The following is a 17476-nucleotide window of genomic DNA, read 5'->3' as shown; positions in this document are numbered from 1 at the left end:
CAGTTACATATTATTTACCTCTGTTTCACCTCAATAAGGAGATGCGAGCATGGAAATACAACTTGTCTTACCCGAAGAATCCCAGGCGGAAGAGCTGGCTTTACAGAGAAACGATTGGGAGGTTATCCGCTACACCGGCGACACCAAATATCCTTATACGAAGGAGGATGCGCTTGCGGATATCAGAAGCTTCCTGGAGGAAGAAAACAAATCCCGCGTCACGCGCACCATTCTGGCAGACGGCCGCCCGGCAGGCATCGTCTACTTCTATCTCCCGTGGCGCGGGCAGAAGTCTGTGGAGCTGGGGTACTGGCTTGGAAAGCAGTACTGGGGACAGGGAATCGCCACCCGCGCCGCAAAGCAGCTTTGCGACTACGCCTTTTGCACCCTGGACATCAACCGTATCTGCGCCAGCGCCCTGGAAGCCAATACAGGCTCCTGGCGTGTCATGGAAAAGCTGGGGATGCGCCGGGAGGGCCGGTTTGTAAAGGCAATCTACCAGGACGGCGCGTTCTTTGACGACCTTTATTATGCGGTTCTCCGGGAGGAATACCGCCTGACATAAGCTCCCTTCATCCTTCCTCCAACGCAAGATAATGCATATAAGCATCAACAAATTCCGCATATTTCGTCTTGGATAGAATCAGGCTGCTGCCATTGGTAAGCTTAATTGATTCTCTGTCGTAGCTCCTGATTTTATCCAGGTTTACCAGGTATCCCCTATGACAGCGGAAAAAAGCGCTTCCCAGGAGCTTTTCCAGCTCCGCCATCGTGTAATAAATTTCAAAATGCTCATTTTCCATATTGATAATGACTTTTCGCAGGTTGCTCTCCACGAAATAAATATCACTGGGATAAAGGCGCAGATGATTATTTTTTGTATGGAAAAGGATAGCTTCCTCTTTTTCCTGTTTCGTATATTTTTCTGCTGCAAGCTTCAGGACCTTTGCGAATTTTTCCTCATCCAGAGGCTTCAGCAGATAATGGAAGGGAAATAAATCCAGCGCTTCAAATACATAATCATCATAGGCTGTAATGAAAATCACGGAAGGCCGGACGGGAGATTTTTCCCGGTCCCTGCTTTGCAGCCGTTTGATCACATCTAAGCCATCCATTTCCTCCATCCGCACATCCATCAATATAATTTCAAAACCTCCGTTACCGCTTAACAGCTCCACACCGCTTTTATACTCCGTAACCTCCGCTTCCGGCAGGATTTTCTTACATAAAGCAGCGAGGCTGGACAGCATATGGGGATCATCATCACAAATAGCAATCCGCAGCATAATCATTCTCCTGTTCCCTTGTTCAGACTGTGTAACCGTTCCGTTTTTAATCATATCCCTGCAAAAATTCAGTAAAAACCGCCTTCAGTAATGGATTTTTGCACCCCTGAATCACTTTTTCCGGTCTGTGCGGCAAAAGCGCAGGCCTGATTGGATAGTTACAAATTGCTACGATTTTACCATAATCCTGACCAGGGCGCAAAGAATATGTAATGAATCGCATATGGAAATGTAATGAAAAGGAAGAAAATCCTTCCGTTACCTATGGTATATTTAATATAAATTTCAAGCTGCTGATTAACGCAGTAACGCAGATAAATCTGCAATATGCAAGGGGTGTAAAAATGGAATGGTTTAAAACAAACGGCATACTTGATGAGCATATATTGCGGGGAATTGCAAAATATGGGATTAGCAGGACAGAAAAGGTTGCGACGTTGGTCTATCTGGCAGGCGGCACTGTTTTTATACTTCTGAAAGTACATGTCCTGGCAGTCTTTTATTTTATAGTGGGCCTCTTTCTGGTGCTTTACCAGATGGTTTTATTTAAAAGAATTACGGTTCATGATAACTTAAAGAATATGCAGCTGGTAAACGGTGTGTCGGCCTTCCAGTATATCACCTGGTTCGATGAGGAAGGCATTGCTCTTATTAACCTTACCAACCATGCGGAAGGGAAAATACTGTATCGGCATTTTATAAAGGTAATCGAAACTGAGGATATTTTAGCCGTGCAGACAAAGAAATGGTTTGTTCCCGTTTTCAAGGATCAGCTGGGGCCGGGCGAGGTGGAGGAGCTGTTTGCCTTCCTGAAAAGCCGGAACAGGAAAATAAAAATAAGGCGGCTGAAAAGTACGGCGGGGAGTAAAAGGAAATGAAAATTCTGATAGTTGAGGATGATGAGATGATTGCGGATGTCATATCACGGGGGCTTTCCAGGGCGGGATATCAGTGCCTGTGTGCTTATGACGGCCTTGAGGCCGCCGGGCTTCTGGAGGAGCACCGGTATGATTTAATCCTTCTTGACATCATGCTGCCGGGGGCGGACGGCTACGAATTAATGAGATACATAAAAGATTTTGGGATTCCCGTTATTTTTATCACAGCCAGGACCCGGCTGGAGGACAAGGTGAAGGGATTCAGGCTGGGAGCGGATGACTACATCACCAAACCCTTTGAGCTGGCCGAGCTGACAGTCCGTGTGGAGGCTGTTTTAAGGCGGTATCATAAGCTGCAGGACAAAATTTCGGCGGCGGGGGTGGAGGTTGATACGCTGTCAAGAACTGTAAGGAAAAACGGGCGGCCGGTGGAGCTTACCGCAAAGGAATATGAGCTTCTGCTGTTGTTTCTCAGGAACAGGAATATTGCTCTTTACAGGGATCGCATTTATGAAGAGGTATGGGAAGGGGAATTCGACCCGGACAGCCGGACCGTGGATATTCATGTACAGCGGCTGAAAAAGAAGGCGGGGCTGGAGGATTCTATCGTATCTGTCAGAGGGGTTGGCTACAGACTGGAGGCGCCGGAAACGTGAAGCTATGGCAAAAATTCTGTCTGTGGCCGCTTCTTTTTTCAGTTATTATTTTTCTGGGGACAGGTATTCTGCTCATTGAAAAGAATGCGGGGGAAGTGTTTCAATTAAATTTAACACAGCTGACGGAGGAGCAGAAAAGTATTTCAGAGGGCCTGAACTGGTACGTTTATATCAGCAGCATACGTGATTCGAAGCGGGGGCTGGGGAAGCTCAACCAGTATATCAGGGAATATATGGAGAACCGTTCGGGAATTCAGGGCGTCTGTTACCACATTACGGAGTATGCGCAGGATGCCAGACCCGTGTACAGCAATCTGGAGCCGGAACTTCCTGTGATGGATATGCAGGATGTGACCTATGCTCCACAGTTCAAGGTCTTAAAATACGGAGAAAAAAGCTTTCTTCGCCTGACCAGTAAGTTTTCCTTTCAGGGCCGACCGTACATGAATACCGTTTTTATGGATATTACGGTTTTTGTGAAGGAACGCAGCCGGCAATACCGTTACTTTTTCAATCTTTTTCTGTTGTCCGTAACCGTACTGTCGGCCGGAATGTACGGAATATCCGGGTATTTGACCAAACCGGTCCGTCTTCTTACCGATTCTATCAGGAAAATGGGCAGCGGCAATTATACGGAGCATGTTGTGGTACGGGGGAAGGATGAAATCAGCGAGCTGGCCATGCGTTATAACGAGATGGCGCGGATCATTGAGGAAAAAATTGCTGCCCTGGAAAAAACGGCGGAGGAACAGCGGCGTTTTATAGATAATTTTTCCCATGAACTGCGGACCCCTCTCACCGCCGTTATCGGCTATGCGGATTTGCTGCGTTCCTCAGAGAATGGCGGGCCGGCCTCTCAGGAGCTGGGCGAGCGGATTTTCAAACAGGGAAAACGGATTGAAAAATTGTCTGAAATGATGCTCCAGCTTGTTTTTCTGGAACGGCGCAGCTTTGCGCTGGTTCCGTGTGATTTGAGGGAGGTTCTGGCGGAGGCGGAAGCCGTTCTGACCCCGTCCATCCTGCAGGCGCAGATGAAGCTGGCGTTGGAAATACCGGAAACGCCTGTCATTGTCCTGGGGGAGAAAGACCTTCTGTTGAACCTCATCGGAAATCTGGCGGACAATGCCAGGAAGGCTTCCGCAGCGGGTGACGCCATCCGGATTTCCGTCCGGGAGGAAGAAGCCTGTGCGATTATGGAAATCCAGGATCAGGGAACGGGGATCCCGGAGGAAGAACAATCTAAAGTGTTTGAAACCTTTTATATGGTGGATAAGGTAAGGAGCCGGAAAAATAACGGCGTGGGGCTCGGTCTCTCCATCTGCGCTGATATCGCCAAAATCCATCACGCGGCAATTGAGCTGGAAAGCAAGGAACAGGAAGGGACAAAAATAAAAATTCTTTTCCCGTGTTACAAACCTGAAACATTTCCCGGTTAAGATAGCTTCATACCAAACAGGTAAAAAAAAACAGGAAAAGGAGATTCATTATGAAAAAAAAGAAAAACATGAAAAATACGGCAGGATTGCTTTGTATGGGAGTTCTGGCACTCAGCCTGTCGGCATGCGGAAGCGTCAACGCCCAGGAGATACAGACACAGCCGCTTTCTGCTGCCTCCCCGGTGCAGAGCACGGTTGAAGCAACCGGAAAGAATACGGAGGCCGGCCAGTCTGAACCGGAGGAACTTTTTATCAATCTGGCAAAGGAGGCGCTGCTCAGTTATTTTGATGTGGACATGGCCGATACCGCAGGATATTCCGTCAGTGTGCAGCACATGGAGGCAATGCCGGAATTTGACGCCGAGGCGCAGACGGCCGTAACATTTCTCCCTGACGAGCTTAATTTAGGCGAAATTTCCGCGGATGCCGGGATCGATATGGAGAATATTCAGACAAAGCCAATGTACGATGTGACATTTACAGAAGAAGGCAAAATAAAAGGCATACATTTAAGCTACGTGGACTGGAAAAGCAGCGAGAAGCCCGTTAACGCGGAATCGGCAAAGGATCTGGCGAAGGATTTTGCGGTTTCCCATGGGCTGGCGGAGGAAAGCAGCCTGAAAATCCTGGGCAGTGCCAGTACCTCGTCAGATACCATTTCAGTTGTAATCCGCCACAGTGAAGGACGCGCCCTGGTGATTGGCGTGGACTCACTGGCCGGAAGAGTAAGGTTTTTTGAAGATATGACTGAAAAATCCGCGGTGAATTCCATCACTCCTCTGGAAGAAGGCAAGGGGCTGGGCTGACCTGCCGGATACAGTCTGACTGCATACCGGTGACCGGCCGGAAGCAGACCTGCGCCGGAGATTAGCTGAATGCAATCCTGCTCCCGAATATTATCAGACAGCACCCCTGTGCCGCAGACCGGCCGAACGCAATCCTGCCCCCGGAAATTAACCGGCAGCAGGATTGTTTTCGGCCTTTTGCAGCATAACGGTAAGATGAAACGTCTGCCCGCTGCAGGAATATTTTGCGCTTCCGAAATATTTTTCCGAACACCGCAGTATATTCTGGAATCCAAGCCCATGCCGGGCGGTGTCTTTTTTACGGGTAAGCGGGGCTGCTGCGCTCTCAGCTTCCAGCAGGACACCATCGCAACTGTTTTCCACTTCCAGCAGGAACATATTGCCTTTGCAGCAGGATTTCACCTCTATATATGTTCCGGCCTCCGGCTTCTGCCCCAGCAGGATTTCACAGGCCTCCAGCGCATTATCCAGGCTGTTATTCAGGATAATGCTCAGATCAAAGGCATCTATGCCGTAGTCTGCCGGGAAACGGAATTCACTGTTAAACCGGATGCCCCGCTCTTTTGCCCGTCCGGCCTTTCCGTTGAGCACCACATCGGTTACGGGATGCCCCGTATGTATGGAATAGTTCAACGCGTCCAGCGAAGTGCCGATTCCGGAAAAATAACCGGCCAGCTCGCTGCCTTTTTCCTCCACGTCAATTCCCCGGGCCGCCAGGAGGCTCTTGATATCAAAGAGGTAATTCTGCATATCATGCCGCATGGATCGGATGCCGGTATAAAGCCGCTCGATCTCCCGGATATGCCCCTGCATCTGCTCCACCTGGTTTTCCAGGATAACCGCCCTCTGCTTTTCCTCCATATAGGTGATAAGCTTTTGGTATATGATATAGGCGTACAGGATACACATAAGGAAGGCGGCGGCAAGGAACGGTATCATAAAATACAGGGTCATGCTCTGCGCCGGGCTGTCCCAGGTGGCCCAATTGACAAAGACAGAGTTTTTCAGAAGCAGCCGTGCCACTTCGGTAAATACGGAATAGACAATTCCGGCAAAGGCCGGCGTCAAAAGAAAATACAGCTCGCTGCGGGGGATTTCCTCCATATTCCGATGCCCTCCCTGCGCCAGTTTCCTGACCGAAAGAATCATTACCGCGCAGGACAGGACAAGCATCAGGCAGGCCTCCCAGTCGAGGTAAATCCTGATGTTCAGTGATGCATAGGGGTAAGCATCCGCCGGGTCCGCCATATAAGAATATAAAGGAAACAACTCCACATCCGAGGCGCTTCCCAGGCAGTCGCCCAGCCGTTCCAAAAACAGCTCCCCATAGCTGCGCAGCACCTCGCACAGGCCGAAAACTGCCTGAAAGGTGACTGCAATATAAATTTTTTTGCTGAAGCTTTTTCGGGAAACCAGACTGATAACCGCCAGCAAAAGAATAGCCTCCAGCACAGGAAATAAATAGTAAACGCTGCGCGGCAGACGGATCCACCAGTGATGCTGGAATAATGCAAAAAAGACCGCCGTCAGAAGGATATTGCCCAGCCATTTTATACGGCCCGCCCCTGATTTCAGGAACCGGTTCAGCAGGTATACCAGGCAGATGCTGGCGGTAAGGGCAAACAGGAACGGGAACTTGCTGGAAAGCCCCATATTTTCTATGGCATTTTCAGAACTGCTTTCTGCAACGTACTCCTCTTCTGTCAGTGTCTTCCATGTTGACGGTGCTTCCTCGACTCTATAGCCGTTTTCCGAATCCGGATCAGGCACCAGTACGGCGTCTGAGTTTTCCGCCGTTTCCAGGGTATCCGGCCCTTCTGAAAATATGACGGATTTTATCAATAAGGCGTTCATCGCTTCTCTCCTTTTCCTTGTATTGAAATGCAGATATGCGCCGCCCGCAGACGGCGCAGGTTATATTCTATCATGCCGCTTGGTTTTATCCAACATATATTGGAAGAATGAAACTGTTCCGTACCCTCACAGTTACCGGGTACTTCCGTTGATTACATACCCGGGGCGGCCTGGCTGCAACGGATTGACATTTACCATTAATTATACAGTGGAAACCTGTCCCTTCAAATTCCATTTCATTACATTAACGGTATACTTCCATGACATTCCTGTTGGACAAAACCATTCATCGTGGTAAAATAGGCAGACCATAATGTATAAGGAGGCGCCGCATATGTTTCAATCAATCTTACAGGAGACTTTAGCCGAAGAAAACTGGCAGGAGGTTCAAAAGCTGGGAGGCCGGAATATCCCCGCGCTCTTCCCCCTGGGAGTTATCGAGGAGCACGGTCCGCATCTTCCTCTGGGAGCCGATATTTACTGGAGCTGCGGAATGTGCAGAATCGTCAGGGATAAGCTGAAAAGCATGGGGGAAAAAAGCGTAATCCTTCCGCCCTACTATTGGGGTGTGAATCATTGCACGCATAATTTCCCCGGCACCTTTTCGCTGCGTCCGCAGACCATGAAACAGGTTCTGTTCGAAATATTTGAAAATGTCCGGGATTTCTCTTTCCATGATGTTTATTGTTTTAATTATCATGGAGATTCTTATCATGTAGGCGCTATTGCAGACACTATAAAAGAAGTGAACGAAAAACTGGGGATTTCAGCCAGGCTTGTGCTGAATGAGATGGATTTGCCGCTGTTTGGCTGGCAGGGGAATGAAGACTTTTTACTGATAGTCAATCCGGAATACCCTATGGAATGGTTCGAAGAGGAGGACGCTTCGGAACGCGGCCTCCTGGATATCCATGCCGGCGCTTTTGAGACTGCCGCCATGAATTATTTCTGCCCTGAACTGGTTGATTTGAAGACAGCGGAAAAACTGCCCTCAACATCACTGGACCAGGAAGGGCTGCAGAAGTGGCTGCAGGGCGGCGATGTTACCAGGGAATCGGTGCCTCTCGGTTATGCCGGCAATCCGGCGGGTTATAAAGCAGTCGGCAGTATATTTGAAAAAATACTGGATTTACAGGCTGAGAATATTGCGAAACAGATTATTCAGTAACATAAGGCGCCTAAAAAACAAAGCGCTGACCGTAAAAACAGATACTAAATAATAACAAATGTCCTCAACAGCGGCTGATTACGTATTCTCCGTAAGACGCCGCGCCGTCTCTGAGCCGGTTCAGCCCATCCTGCAGCAGGGTATGCGGGCAGGCGATGTTCATCTGAAGGAAACCGCGGCCATTGCCGCCGGATCGGTTTCCCGGGGAAACGCACAGCCCTGTATTTTTGCAGATAAACCGGGCCATTTCCGCTGCGCCTCCCGCCATCTCCCTGCAGTCCAGCCACAAGAAATAACCGGCATCGGAAGGATATGCCTTTATCTGCGGAATTTCTTTTTTCATAAATGCTATGGCCGCCTGCCTGTTTTCTGCAAGATAATCCCTTAATGCATCCAGCCAGGATGCCCCCCGGGTATAGGCGGCAATGGCCGCCGCTGCCGAAAAAGTATTAGGGCTTGCGACAGCGTCCGTATTCAGGCCCCGGACCACCTTATGACGGAGCCTTTCATCCGGTACTACAACAGATGCCGTCTGCAGTCCGGCCAGATTGAAGGCCTTTGCCGGCGAAATGCAGGTAATGCTGTTTTTCCGGCAGTTTTCAGAAACAGAGGCAAAGGGGATATAACTGCGGCCGGGAACCGTTAAGTCGCAGCCATTTTCATCGGCAATTACGGTTACATGATATTTTACGCAAAGCTCCCCGACCCCGGCCAGCATTTCCCGATCCCAGATGATGCCTACCGGATCATGCGGATTACACAATATCATGAGCGTTGTCTGAGGATCCGCCAGCTTCCGTTCCAAATCCTGAAAATCCGCACGATACCTTTCTCCGTCGTATTTTAGCGGGCTTTCCAGCACCTGACGGCCATTATCCACAATGGAAGCAAAAAGGCTGTCGTAAACCGGCGTCAGGAGCAGCACCTGTTCCGCCGGCGTTGTAAGTTTCCTGATAATGCCGGAAATTGCAGAGACGACACCCGAACAGAAAACAAGCCAGCCCTTTTCCATAAGGAAGCCATGCCGCTCCTTCCACCAGTCGGTATAAGCCTGATACCATTCCTCCGGTACCGTCTGTTCCCCAAACATCCCCTGCCCCGCCAGGCCCTCCACAACGCTTCGGACTTCAGGCGCAGCGGTAAAAACCATCCCTGCCCCACACATGGACAGCCCGTTTTCCGTTGTATCCCATTTCAGGGAATCCGTATCCCTTCGATTACTCACCATGTCAAAATCATATTTCATACTTGATCTCCTTCTATTCCTGTGCGGCGGACTGCCGCCGGCGTGTACATTTTTCAACTTCCGGATTCTATAATATACGCCGCTCTCGCCGCTTATTGTCTCTTAATCTGATAAATCAGGTAATCCAGACAGGATATCCTGCCTTCCTCCCTATGTACCCGTTTCAGGAGACAGTCCCTGTGTTTTTCCAGCAGCGCCAATTCCTTCTCCTCCTGCTTCTGGTCATAACAGTTCATAAAAGCATCTATGATATCAGCACAGCAGCCTGCGTCCTTCAGGTTTTGTACAACAGCTTCCCTTGATAAAAAATCCATGCCGCACCTCCCGGTTTTTCTCAGGCACAGACCGTTTTCCCGTATTTTCCCGAAGCTTCATTACGGATGAGGATTTCGCCCTTTGCGTCCGGATCGTCCAGGATGATTTCACCGGCTGCCGGGACACGGATGCTGCCGGAAAGCGGATTTTTAATGCTCATCACAGGTGTCAGGATATCTGCCTGTACCTCTGATTTTTCAAAGGCAAGATCCGTGCCCTCCATTTCACAGCCGATTAATTTCAGGTTTCTGCAGTAGCACAGGGGCTGTGTGCCGATGATTCTGCAGTTAATCAGGGTCAGCCCGTCTGAGTACCAGGCGAGATATTCCCCTTTGATGGTGCTGTTCTTAACGGTCACATTTTCAGCGTGCCAGAAGGCATCCTTAGTATCAAAGGTACAGTTATCAAAAACCGCATCGCGGATATACTGGAAAGAATATTTTCCCTTCAGCCCCACCTCTGAAAAATCCAGTTTTTCTGAACGCATCATGAAATATTCGCTTTCCACGTTGCTTTTACGCATGGCAATATTCTTTACCGACCAGCCGAATTCCTGTGAGACAATGTCGCAGTTTTCTATCAATACATCACTGCATTCCCGAAGCGCCTTGATTCCATGCAGCCTTGTATCCGAAATCTCGATAGAATCGGAATACCACAGGGCTGCCCTGCAAAGCCCGGTCAGCTCGGAAGCCCTGATTTTCAGGCCGTGATCATGCCAGAATGGATAGCGCAGATTCCAAAAACAATTTTCCACCTGAATATTGCGGCACTCCTTAAAAGCGCTTTCCCCATCTGCCGGTCCGTCAAAGGTACAGTTCTTTACAAATACATCCGCGCTTCCATAAAGCGCGCGCTCCTGATCAAAGGTTTGATTTTCAATCCGTTTCATATGATTCCTCCTATATATTGCAGGGTTAACTGCGATAAACATCAATTAATAGTTGGAAAGGGAGGTTCAGTCCTGTTTCCGTCCGTACATTCTGCCGGCAAGTCTGAAGGCCCTGTCAGAAATAAAAACAAAGAAGCCCATCAATGCCAGATACTCCAGATAGAACAAAACCACCGGCTCCCCATAATCCATAAATACAAATTCCGATCTTAAAAAAAGATAGTCTATAAAATTCCTCTTCCAAATAACATACAGTCCGTAAGCTACAATCAAGCTTCCTGCCGTCCTCACTGACGCCTTAAAAATAACAGGATATCGCCGGAATACCCTGGATGAATTCATTTTTTTGCGAAGGAAGCCGGTAAGCATCCCCCAGTGAAGCCCCAGATGCAGGCCTATAAGGACAAATCCCCAGAAGGCGCCCAGGATATGGAGCCTTCTGGCCAGCGACATCCCCCCCTGCGACAGGCAGGAAAGCAAATACATGACGTGACAGCACAAAACTGCTGTACATCAGAGCCAACATTGCCGCAAGAAGCAGGAAGTTAATTGCGATCATAAGAATACGCGTAAGGGTATACTTTCCCTTTACAAATCCCCTGTACCAACTGGCGTTGAGGATGTGATGTATGATAAACAGCAGGAAAATTCCCGCTCCCGCCCACTCATGGGCTGTTTCCCCCCAGAACTGATAACCCATCAGAAAAAGCATTACTGCTGTCATCAATATATCCGTCATTATTTTAATTTTTGCTTTCTGTATCATACTTCCAGCTACGCTCCTACTCCGCCGTTCCCAGGTTAGATAACCATTCCGCCACTGCGCTTTCCGGATCGTCCGCTTCGGAGCTTCCGATATGCAGGCCTTCCAGCACCACCGCATCCGGCTCCAGCGTTTCAATCGTGCGGACGGTATCTGACAAACCGCTTCCCCCGCTGGTGCAGAAGGGCGCTATGGTTTTACCAGAAAGATCGTACTCGTCAAAAAAGCTGTAAAGTATCATTGGCATGTCGCCCCACCAGTTAGGAAAACCTACATAAATCAAGTCATAGCAATCCATGTCTTCTACCTTTTCTGATATTGCAGGACGGATGCCATTTTTCTGTTCCTCCTGCGCAATGTTCAGAAGCGTATCATAATCCTCCGTGTACGCCTCCTGCGGCACAATCTCAAATATGTCCGCCCCAGTCCGTGTCCGGATCTCCGCCGCCACGTTTTCCGTATTGCCCGACCAGGAAAAATAGACGATCAGCGCCTTTTCCGCCACTTCACTTTCTGCGGCAGGGGCCGGATCTGAAGACGTTGTATCTGCCTGTTGTGCCTGCGCGGCTTGTTCCATTTGCGCGGCCTGTGTATCCGCACCGTCGCCTGTGCCGCCGTCCGGATCTTCTGTTCTGCTCCCGCAGGCTGAAATTCCCAGTATTATTATTAACAGTGTCAAAAAAGTTACCGTTCTTCTCTTTGTCATATCTTATTCTCTCCTTCTGTCAGTTCCCCCGCTGATATCAGATGGCTGCAACGCCTTCCAAATATTTGAAACAGAGGGGCTTTTTATAAAACATTTCCATTGTAACGATCTGTGTTAGTCAAGTCCCAGCTTAATGCGTGCTGCTCCTGCTTTTCTCACCCTGTTGAATTGGCGCTTATTCCTGAAAAACCGCAACCGTAATTGTCCCTGCCAGCTTTTCAATATTCTCTGTCCCTGAAACCGCTTTTCCCAGCTCATACAGATTGCTGCCCTCTCCGAAATGATCGTAAAACATCACCACGTCCTCCCAGAGGGAATAATAGGCTAAGGTTCCCTTTCCGGCATTGGCCGGCGGTGTATCACTGACATCCAGCGCCTCCGGGGGATAAAATGTCTTTTCATTTGTGCTGAAATCTATCACCTCCAGAGTCAATGGAAGCTGGGTGTACAGCTCTTTGGCCGCCCGGCTCCGGTTCAGTTCATACACGATTTCATATTCTTCTGAGGCCACTTTAATTTTCATCGCTTCAGGCTCCTTTTCTTCCGTAGCTTTTTTCGCAGCGCTTTCTTCCATGGCATCCGTTGCTTCTTCTGTCTGCTGTTCAAGACTGCTCAGTTCCGAATTGTTTTGTTCCGGATTGTCCTGTTCCACCGCAGGCTGAAAGTCTTTCTCGCCAGGTACTCCACAGCCGGCTGCACAGACAAACATAATAATTACAGCAAGACTGAAAACAGTATATCTTCGTTTCATCGTTCCCCCTTCCTATGCAATATCAGTAAATCAAGGCATTTCCGGACTTGATTCCGTGGATTGCAGGTCTTATAGTAAGAATACAATTAAATTATATTTTTCAATCAATCAAATAGCAAATACTTAATAACAATGATTTTCTATAGCTAAAAATTAGTGAAATTTATAGTATACTGGATCCTATACCGGATGTATAACATCAAATAACCATGTCAAAAAACACTTTAAATATGAAAGTAAGGAGGCATTCCCATGGAATTACGCGTACTTCAATATTTCCTTGCCGTGGCCAGAGAACAAAGCATACTCCGGGCGGCGGAATCACTGCATCTGTCCCAGCCCACGCTTTCCACCCAGATTAAAAATATGGAGGAGGAACTTGGCAAACAGCTTTTAATCCGCGGGACCAAAGGATCCAGAAAGATAACCCTGACTGAAGAAGGAATGCTTCTAAAAAAACGTGCGGAAGAGATTCTTGAGCTGGTCAGAAAAACGGAAAGTGAAATCACCCTCTCAGACAGTATCATTATGGGGGATATTTATATTGGAACCGGTGAAACGGATGCAATCAGACTGCTCGCAAAAGCGGCAAAGGAATTACAGAACACCTATCCGGGAATCCATTACCACATTTCCAGCGGCAATGCGGAATTTGTGGTGGAACAACTGGATAAGGGCCTTATAGATTTCGGCATTGTTTTCGGCCAGGTGGATCACACCCGGTACAACTCTTTGAAGATGCCCACAAAGGACATCTGGGGCGTATTAATGCGCCGCGACTCAGCCCTCGCCCAAAAGGAAACCATAGCCCCGGAGGATCTGTGGGACAAGCCCCTGATTATCTCCCATCAGCGAAATCAGGGAAAAGAGCTGAGCGCCTGGATGAAACGTGATATTTCAAAACTGAATGTAGTCGCCACCTATAACCTTCTCTTCAATGCCTCCCTGCTTGTGGACGAAGGCCTTGGATACGCCATAGGTTTTGATAAGATTATAAATATTACGGAGAACAGCTCACTGTGCTTCCGGCCTCTTCAGCCGAATATTGAGATAGAAATGAGCCTTGTCTGGAAAAAGTATCAGATTTTTACGAAGGCTGCAGAACAGTTTATAAAAAAAATAGAAGAAATGCAGGCGGCCAGCCCCACAGACCGTGGTTCTGCCGCCTTATAGGCATCAATTTAATACCTGTTTTCCGTCCACAAGCACCAACTGCATTCCCTCCGCTTCCACGCAGGGATCCAGATAAGATGCCCCTGTCCTGACTTCCTCCGGCCGAAACAGCAGCAAATCCGCCTTATATCCCTCCCGCAGCAGGCCGCGCTTTTCCAGGCCAAAACGCTGCGCTGGCTTTCCCGACATTTTATGGACAGCCTCCTGTAAGGTTAAAAGCTTCCTGCGGCAGACATACTCCTCTATCACCTTCGGAAAAGCGCCGTAAAGCCGGGGATGCGGATGACTTCCGCCCCCATAGAGCGCATCCCAAATAACCGAAGTAAAGGGCAGGGAAAGCACATACTCCACATCCTCGGGGCACATGCTGAAAGCTATGATTCCTGCTTTTCCGTCCTCCTCGTGCATCAGCCAGGCAATGGCCTGCGCTTCCGAGGAAAAATTTCCTTCCTTTACAATCTCTTCCAGGCTCCTGCCGATCATCCACCGGTTTTCTTCCCGTTCCAGAGAACTGATAAGAATCCTTTTGCTGCCGATGGCCCGGAGCATATTGTCCCATCCCTCCCAGGTTTTGTCCAGGGCTTCCTCCAGGGCTTTTACACCCTCCGGCGTACCGAGCGCGCTGCAGAGCCTTTCGCCGTATGCCGCGCTCAGGACGGGCGGAAGCAGGGAACCCAGAATGGTAGCCCCGCCGTCATAGGGATAAACATCTGCGGTAATATCCATCCCCGACCTCTCAATCAGGGATACCGTCTCATAAATATCCCGCTTCCAGTTTGCTCTCCCCACGGACTTAAAATGGCTGATATTGATCCGTACGCCGGTTTCCCTGGCAAAATCAATAACCTCCTTAACAGAAGAAAGCAGCCCGTCCCCTTCTCCTCTGATATGAAAGGTAAACAGCCTGTCATGCCTGGCCGCCTCCCGGCAGAGCGCGTACCATTCTTCTCTTGTATTAAAGCATTCCGGCACATACATAATTCCTGCGGAAACCGCCCTGGCCCCCTGCTCAAAGGCCTCCGTCAGCAGGCCGCAGGCTGTGTCCAGCTCTCTTTTTGAAAAGGGGATTTCCGAAAAACCCTTTACTGCAATGCGCACCGCTCCGGTACCCACCATTGCATCCACGTGAAGCGGCAGCTTTTTTGCATGAAGAGCGTCCATGTAGCTTCTGAATTCACCATTACAAGATAATACATCTCCACCGGATTCCGGCAAAGATATTCCATTGAATCCCCATAATTTCCGTCCTATAATCAGGATACAATACTTATTTGGGGAGGTTTCACCTATGGAACTGCAATACAATAATTATCAGCTTGCCTGCTCAAACGGCGGGATCGAAGTGCGAAAAGGAGGCAAACTGCTGTACTTTAACAGACGTCCTTTATTTGTTACCGTCAAGACAATGTTTGCCGTAAGTGAATTCTATGACGCGCCATATGAAAAAGCAGAATTTACCGACGGACGGCTGACTGCCCGGGGGACACTCCGTGTTCCATCCGGCTCTGCTTTCACCTTTACGGATATCTATGAAACAGATGCCGCCGGCTTTAAAGTGAGCCGCTGTGTCAGGGTCCTTGAGGCCGGGGATGACCTTGGCTTTTCCAGCAAATTCTCCCTCGTTCTGGCTGAATCTGATAATCCCCGGGATTATCAGTGCTTTGCTCCGGGGTTCTGGTACCGGCAGAACGAATTTGCTCCCGCAGAAATGATGGGAAAGGATTTGGACTGCGAATATTTCTGGATGCTGGAAACGAGATGCGCCCTTCCTTTGTTTTCCATGCACCATACCGGTTCAGGGGAAATGGTATCCCTGTCACGTTATGCTGCTGATGTGGGCATGCGTTCCCTGGACATTGAACAGTCAGAGAACAATGTGGATCCCAGGTTTTCAATAGGATCCTTAGGTATGAGCAGGCCTGACAGCCGTACCCTCAATTATATGTACTATGGTTTTGCCGTGCGCAAGGATAATCCCACGCCCATCGATGGTCTGTCCATTGACTACGTATATCCGGGCTGTGACGGACAGACTCCCCTGAAAAAAAATTATGGCGGACTGGATTATCATAATAAGGCCATGAGCTTCCGCAGAATTAACCATCCTGTGGAGCCGGGTTTTGAACAGAATTATTCTGTTTCCATTAATTTCGGCCGGCATGAAAGCTTCCAGGAAATGATGCGGGATATCTGGAGAATTACTTACAGCCGTTTAAGGGACGGGCTTTTCTGTGTGGATAATGAACGGCATTTCCGCAACTGCATGAATATTTTTATCAAGTATACCCGTAAATATGGGGATTCTTACGGCCTTCCTTTTGCCTGCCAGCTGCCTGATATGGATATTTCCTCAGTATCCTTCCAGTTTGGCTTCGTTGGGCAGCAGCCGGGGATCGGCAATCTGCTGCTGCGGTATGGTGAGCGCGAAAATATGCCTGAAGCCAGGGAAAAGGGAATTGGCATCCTTGAATTCTGGGTGAAAAATTCCATGACGCAGTCCGGGCTGCCGCAGATGTGTTACAATCCCAGTCTCCAGGGCTTTGAGCCTTATCCTCACTATGTCCGTATGCTCGCTGACGGTATGGAAGCCATTTTAGACGCTTATGTTTACCTGCATAAACGGAAAGAAGAAAAACAGAACTGGCTGGAATTCTGTATAAAAACCGGCGACTGGCTAGTGCGCGTCCAGAATGAGGACGGCAGCTTTTACCGTGCATACAACACGGACGGTTCCATACGTATGGATTCCAAATCAAATACTCCCAGCGTCATCCGTTTTCTTGTGCAGCTGTATCTGGTGACCGGAAATGAAACGTATAAATGCGCTGCGCTGAAGGCCGGAGACTGGTCCTTTACAAATGCCTATCTGAATATGGAATACCGCGGCGGAACCTGTGACAATACGGATATCCAGGACAAGGAAGCAGGCATTTATGCACTGTTTGGTTTCCTGGCCCTCTACGATCTGACGCAGGATCCTCATTGGCTGGAAGGCGCAACCGGCGCAGCGGATTATACCGAAACCTGGACCTATGCCTGGTCCTTCCCTGTACATACACCCTGGCCGAAACATCCCTTTAACCAGTATTCCATCAGCGGCCAGAGCATTATCACAATAGGCGGCGGCGCCGATGTATATATGGCGGCCTGTTCCTATACTTATTACAGGCTGTATCTTCTCACCGGAGATGCCCACTACCTGGATTTCGCACAGTTTATCCATAAAAATACCCGGCAGTCTAATGACATAGACGGCACTTCCGGGTATATTATGCCCGGCCTTGGCCATGAAAGCGGCAATTTTTCCAGCCAGAAGCTGGGAAGCCAATATCACTGGCTGCCTTGGTGTACCTTTGTGGAGGCTGAGCCTTCAGAAAAGCTTTTTGAAACCTTTGGTGTATATGAAATCGAAGACGCCCAGAAGCTTGGCAGGGAGGAACTTGAGAAACGAAACAGGATATATGACAACTACTTTTGATTTTTACCGACAAGGGATATATCCTTGATGATACGCAAAAAACGCAGGTTCTTTCCTGCGTTTTTTGC

General features: G+C 48.9%; 17 protein-coding genes. 8 read left to right on the top strand and 9 right to left on the bottom strand.

Features of this window, described 5'->3' with window-relative positions; genetic code table 11:
• Window positions 1–49: 49 nt before the first annotated feature.
• Entirely contained in the window at window positions 50–565 is a 516-nt protein-coding gene (locus tag DXC51_RS07655) for a GNAT family N-acetyltransferase (RefSeq protein WP_117544229.1), read from the top strand.
• A 7-nt stretch (window positions 566–572) separates the two neighbouring features.
• Here the strand turns inward: DXC51_RS07655 and DXC51_RS07650 are convergent, their stop codons facing one another.
• On the bottom strand, window positions 573–1286 hold the full coding sequence (locus tag DXC51_RS07650) for a LytR/AlgR family response regulator transcription factor (protein ID WP_117544228.1): 714 nt from the start codon (window positions 1284–1286) through the stop codon (window positions 573–575).
• Window positions 1287–1498: 212 nt separating this feature from the next.
• Here DXC51_RS07650 and DXC51_RS07645 point away from each other — a divergent pair, with 212 nt between their 5' ends.
• Genes DXC51_RS07645 through DXC51_RS07630 form a run of 4 tightly spaced genes read left to right on the top strand, consistent with a single transcriptional unit; the run spans window position 1499 to window position 5062 of the window.
• The gene (locus DXC51_RS07645) at window positions 1499–2164 is read left to right on the top strand and encodes a YcxB family protein (RefSeq protein ID WP_243003154.1); all 666 of its coding nucleotides are present in this window, start codon (window positions 1499–1501) and stop codon (window positions 2162–2164) included.
• The gene (locus DXC51_RS07640; RefSeq protein WP_117544227.1) at window positions 2161–2820 is read left to right on the top strand and encodes a response regulator transcription factor; all 660 of its coding nucleotides are present in this window, start codon (window positions 2161–2163) and stop codon (window positions 2818–2820) included. The genes DXC51_RS07645 and DXC51_RS07640 overlap by 4 nt, the downstream gene beginning before the upstream one ends.
• Window positions 2817–4256 (top strand): sensor histidine kinase, encoded by a 1440-nt coding sequence (locus DXC51_RS07635; RefSeq protein ID WP_117544226.1) that lies wholly within the window; start codon window positions 2817–2819, stop codon window positions 4254–4256. Before DXC51_RS07640 ends, DXC51_RS07635 begins: the two co-directional genes overlap by 4 nt.
• A gap of 50 nt (window positions 4257–4306) precedes the next feature.
• A complete protein-coding gene (locus DXC51_RS07630) occupies window positions 4307–5062 on the top strand; it encodes a hypothetical protein (RefSeq protein ID WP_117544225.1) in 756 nt (251 codons plus the stop codon).
• Window positions 5063–5209: 147 nt separating this feature from the next.
• On the opposite strand, the gene DXC51_RS07625 is transcribed toward DXC51_RS07630, so the two are convergent.
• Window positions 5210–6916, bottom strand: a complete 1707-nt coding sequence (locus DXC51_RS07625) for an ATP-binding protein (protein WP_117544224.1) — start codon at window positions 6914–6916, stop codon at window positions 5210–5212.
• 334 nt (window positions 6917–7250) lie between these two features.
• Between DXC51_RS07625 and DXC51_RS07620 the strand changes: the two genes are divergently transcribed.
• Entirely contained in the window at window positions 7251–8084 is an 834-nt protein-coding gene (locus DXC51_RS07620; protein ID WP_117544223.1) for a creatininase family protein, read from the top strand.
• A 64-nt stretch (window positions 8085–8148) separates the two neighbouring features.
• Here DXC51_RS07620 and DXC51_RS07615 read toward each other — a convergent pair whose 3' ends face one another.
• The 6 genes from DXC51_RS07615 to DXC51_RS29940 all read right to left on the bottom strand — a co-directional run bounded on the left by DXC51_RS07615 (window position 8149) and on the right by DXC51_RS29940 (window position 12757).
• Window positions 8149–9330, bottom strand: a complete 1182-nt coding sequence (locus DXC51_RS07615) for a MalY/PatB family protein (protein WP_117544222.1) — start codon at window positions 9328–9330, stop codon at window positions 8149–8151.
• Between the two features lie 92 nt (window positions 9331–9422).
• Window positions 9423–9644 carry a hypothetical protein gene (locus DXC51_RS07610; RefSeq protein WP_102289374.1) on the bottom strand — a complete coding sequence of 74 codons (222 nt, stop codon included), beginning with the start codon at window positions 9642–9644 and terminating at the stop codon, window positions 9423–9425.
• Window positions 9645–9664: 20 nt separating this feature from the next.
• Window positions 9665–10537 (bottom strand): DUF3737 family protein, encoded by an 873-nt coding sequence (locus tag DXC51_RS07605; protein WP_117544221.1) that lies wholly within the window; start codon window positions 10535–10537, stop codon window positions 9665–9667.
• 66 nt (window positions 10538–10603) lie between these two features.
• Complete coding sequence (locus tag DXC51_RS29945; protein WP_243003153.1) at window positions 10604–10990, bottom strand: hypothetical protein; 387 nt, start codon at window positions 10988–10990, stop codon at window positions 10604–10606.
• A 329-nt stretch (window positions 10991–11319) separates the two neighbouring features.
• A complete protein-coding gene (locus DXC51_RS07595) occupies window positions 11320–12006 on the bottom strand; it encodes a flavodoxin (protein WP_117544220.1) in 687 nt (228 codons plus the stop codon).
• A 175-nt stretch (window positions 12007–12181) separates the two neighbouring features.
• Window positions 12182–12757, bottom strand: a complete 576-nt coding sequence (locus DXC51_RS29940; RefSeq protein ID WP_117544219.1) for a cyclophilin-like fold protein — start codon at window positions 12755–12757, stop codon at window positions 12182–12184.
• A 252-nt stretch (window positions 12758–13009) separates the two neighbouring features.
• Here DXC51_RS29940 and DXC51_RS07585 point away from each other — a divergent pair, with 252 nt between their 5' ends.
• Window positions 13010–13930 carry a LysR family transcriptional regulator gene (locus DXC51_RS07585; RefSeq protein ID WP_117544218.1) on the top strand — a complete coding sequence of 307 codons (921 nt, stop codon included), beginning with the start codon at window positions 13010–13012 and terminating at the stop codon, window positions 13928–13930.
• 3 nt (window positions 13931–13933) lie between these two features.
• Here DXC51_RS07585 and DXC51_RS07580 read toward each other — a convergent pair whose 3' ends face one another.
• Window positions 13934–15091, bottom strand: coding sequence for an N-acyl-D-amino-acid deacylase family protein (locus tag DXC51_RS07580; protein ID WP_117544217.1), 1158 nt, complete (start codon window positions 15089–15091; stop codon window positions 13934–13936).
• A 127-nt stretch (window positions 15092–15218) separates the two neighbouring features.
• Here DXC51_RS07580 and DXC51_RS07575 point away from each other — a divergent pair, with 127 nt between their 5' ends.
• A complete protein-coding gene (locus tag DXC51_RS07575) occupies window positions 15219–17408 on the top strand; it encodes a hypothetical protein (RefSeq protein ID WP_117544216.1) in 2190 nt (729 codons plus the stop codon).
• Window positions 17409–17476 lie beyond the last annotated feature (68 nt).

The organism is Eisenbergiella massiliensis (assembly GCF_003435485.1).
Note: the sequence above shows the minus strand (reverse complement) of the source record. Positions and strands in the feature narration are given on the sequence as shown.

Excerpts from the sequence above, each read along its gene's own strand:
- DXC51_RS07655 (WP_117544229.1), top strand. The coding sequence starts at position 50 with ATGGAAATACAACTTGTCTTACCCGAAGAATCCCAGGCGGAAGAGCTG.
- DXC51_RS07650 (WP_117544228.1), bottom strand. The coding sequence starts at position 1,286 with ATGCTGCGGATTGCTATTTGTGATGATGATCCCCATATGCTGTCCAGC.
- DXC51_RS07645 (WP_243003154.1), top strand. The coding sequence starts at position 1,499 with ATGAATCGCATATGGAAATGTAATGAAAAGGAAGAAAATCCTTCCGTT.
- DXC51_RS07640 (WP_117544227.1), top strand. The coding sequence starts at position 2,161 with ATGAAAATTCTGATAGTTGAGGATGATGAGATGATTGCGGATGTCATA.
- DXC51_RS07630 (WP_117544225.1), top strand. The coding sequence starts at position 4,307 with ATGAAAAAAAAGAAAAACATGAAAAATACGGCAGGATTGCTTTGTATG.
- DXC51_RS07625 (WP_117544224.1), bottom strand. The coding sequence starts at position 6,916 with ATGAACGCCTTATTGATAAAATCCGTCATATTTTCAGAAGGGCCGGAT.
- DXC51_RS07620 (WP_117544223.1), top strand. The coding sequence starts at position 7,251 with ATGTTTCAATCAATCTTACAGGAGACTTTAGCCGAAGAAAACTGGCAG.
- DXC51_RS07615 (WP_117544222.1), bottom strand. The coding sequence starts at position 9,330 with ATGAAATATGATTTTGACATGGTGAGTAATCGAAGGGATACGGATTCC.
- DXC51_RS07610 (WP_102289374.1), bottom strand. The coding sequence starts at position 9,644 with ATGGATTTTTTATCAAGGGAAGCTGTTGTACAAAACCTGAAGGACGCA.
- DXC51_RS07605 (WP_117544221.1), bottom strand. The coding sequence starts at position 10,537 with ATGAAACGGATTGAAAATCAAACCTTTGATCAGGAGCGCGCGCTTTAT.
- DXC51_RS29945 (WP_243003153.1), bottom strand. The coding sequence starts at position 10,990 with ATGTCGCTGGCCAGAAGGCTCCATATCCTGGGCGCCTTCTGGGGATTT.
- DXC51_RS07595 (WP_117544220.1), bottom strand. The coding sequence starts at position 12,006 with ATGACAAAGAGAAGAACGGTAACTTTTTTGACACTGTTAATAATAATA.
- DXC51_RS29940 (WP_117544219.1), bottom strand. The coding sequence starts at position 12,757 with ATGAAACGAAGATATACTGTTTTCAGTCTTGCTGTAATTATTATGTTT.
- DXC51_RS07585 (WP_117544218.1), top strand. The coding sequence starts at position 13,010 with ATGGAATTACGCGTACTTCAATATTTCCTTGCCGTGGCCAGAGAACAA.
- DXC51_RS07580 (WP_117544217.1), bottom strand. The coding sequence starts at position 15,091 with ATGGACGCTCTTCATGCAAAAAAGCTGCCGCTTCACGTGGATGCAATG.
- DXC51_RS07575 (WP_117544216.1), top strand. The coding sequence starts at position 15,219 with ATGGAACTGCAATACAATAATTATCAGCTTGCCTGCTCAAACGGCGGG.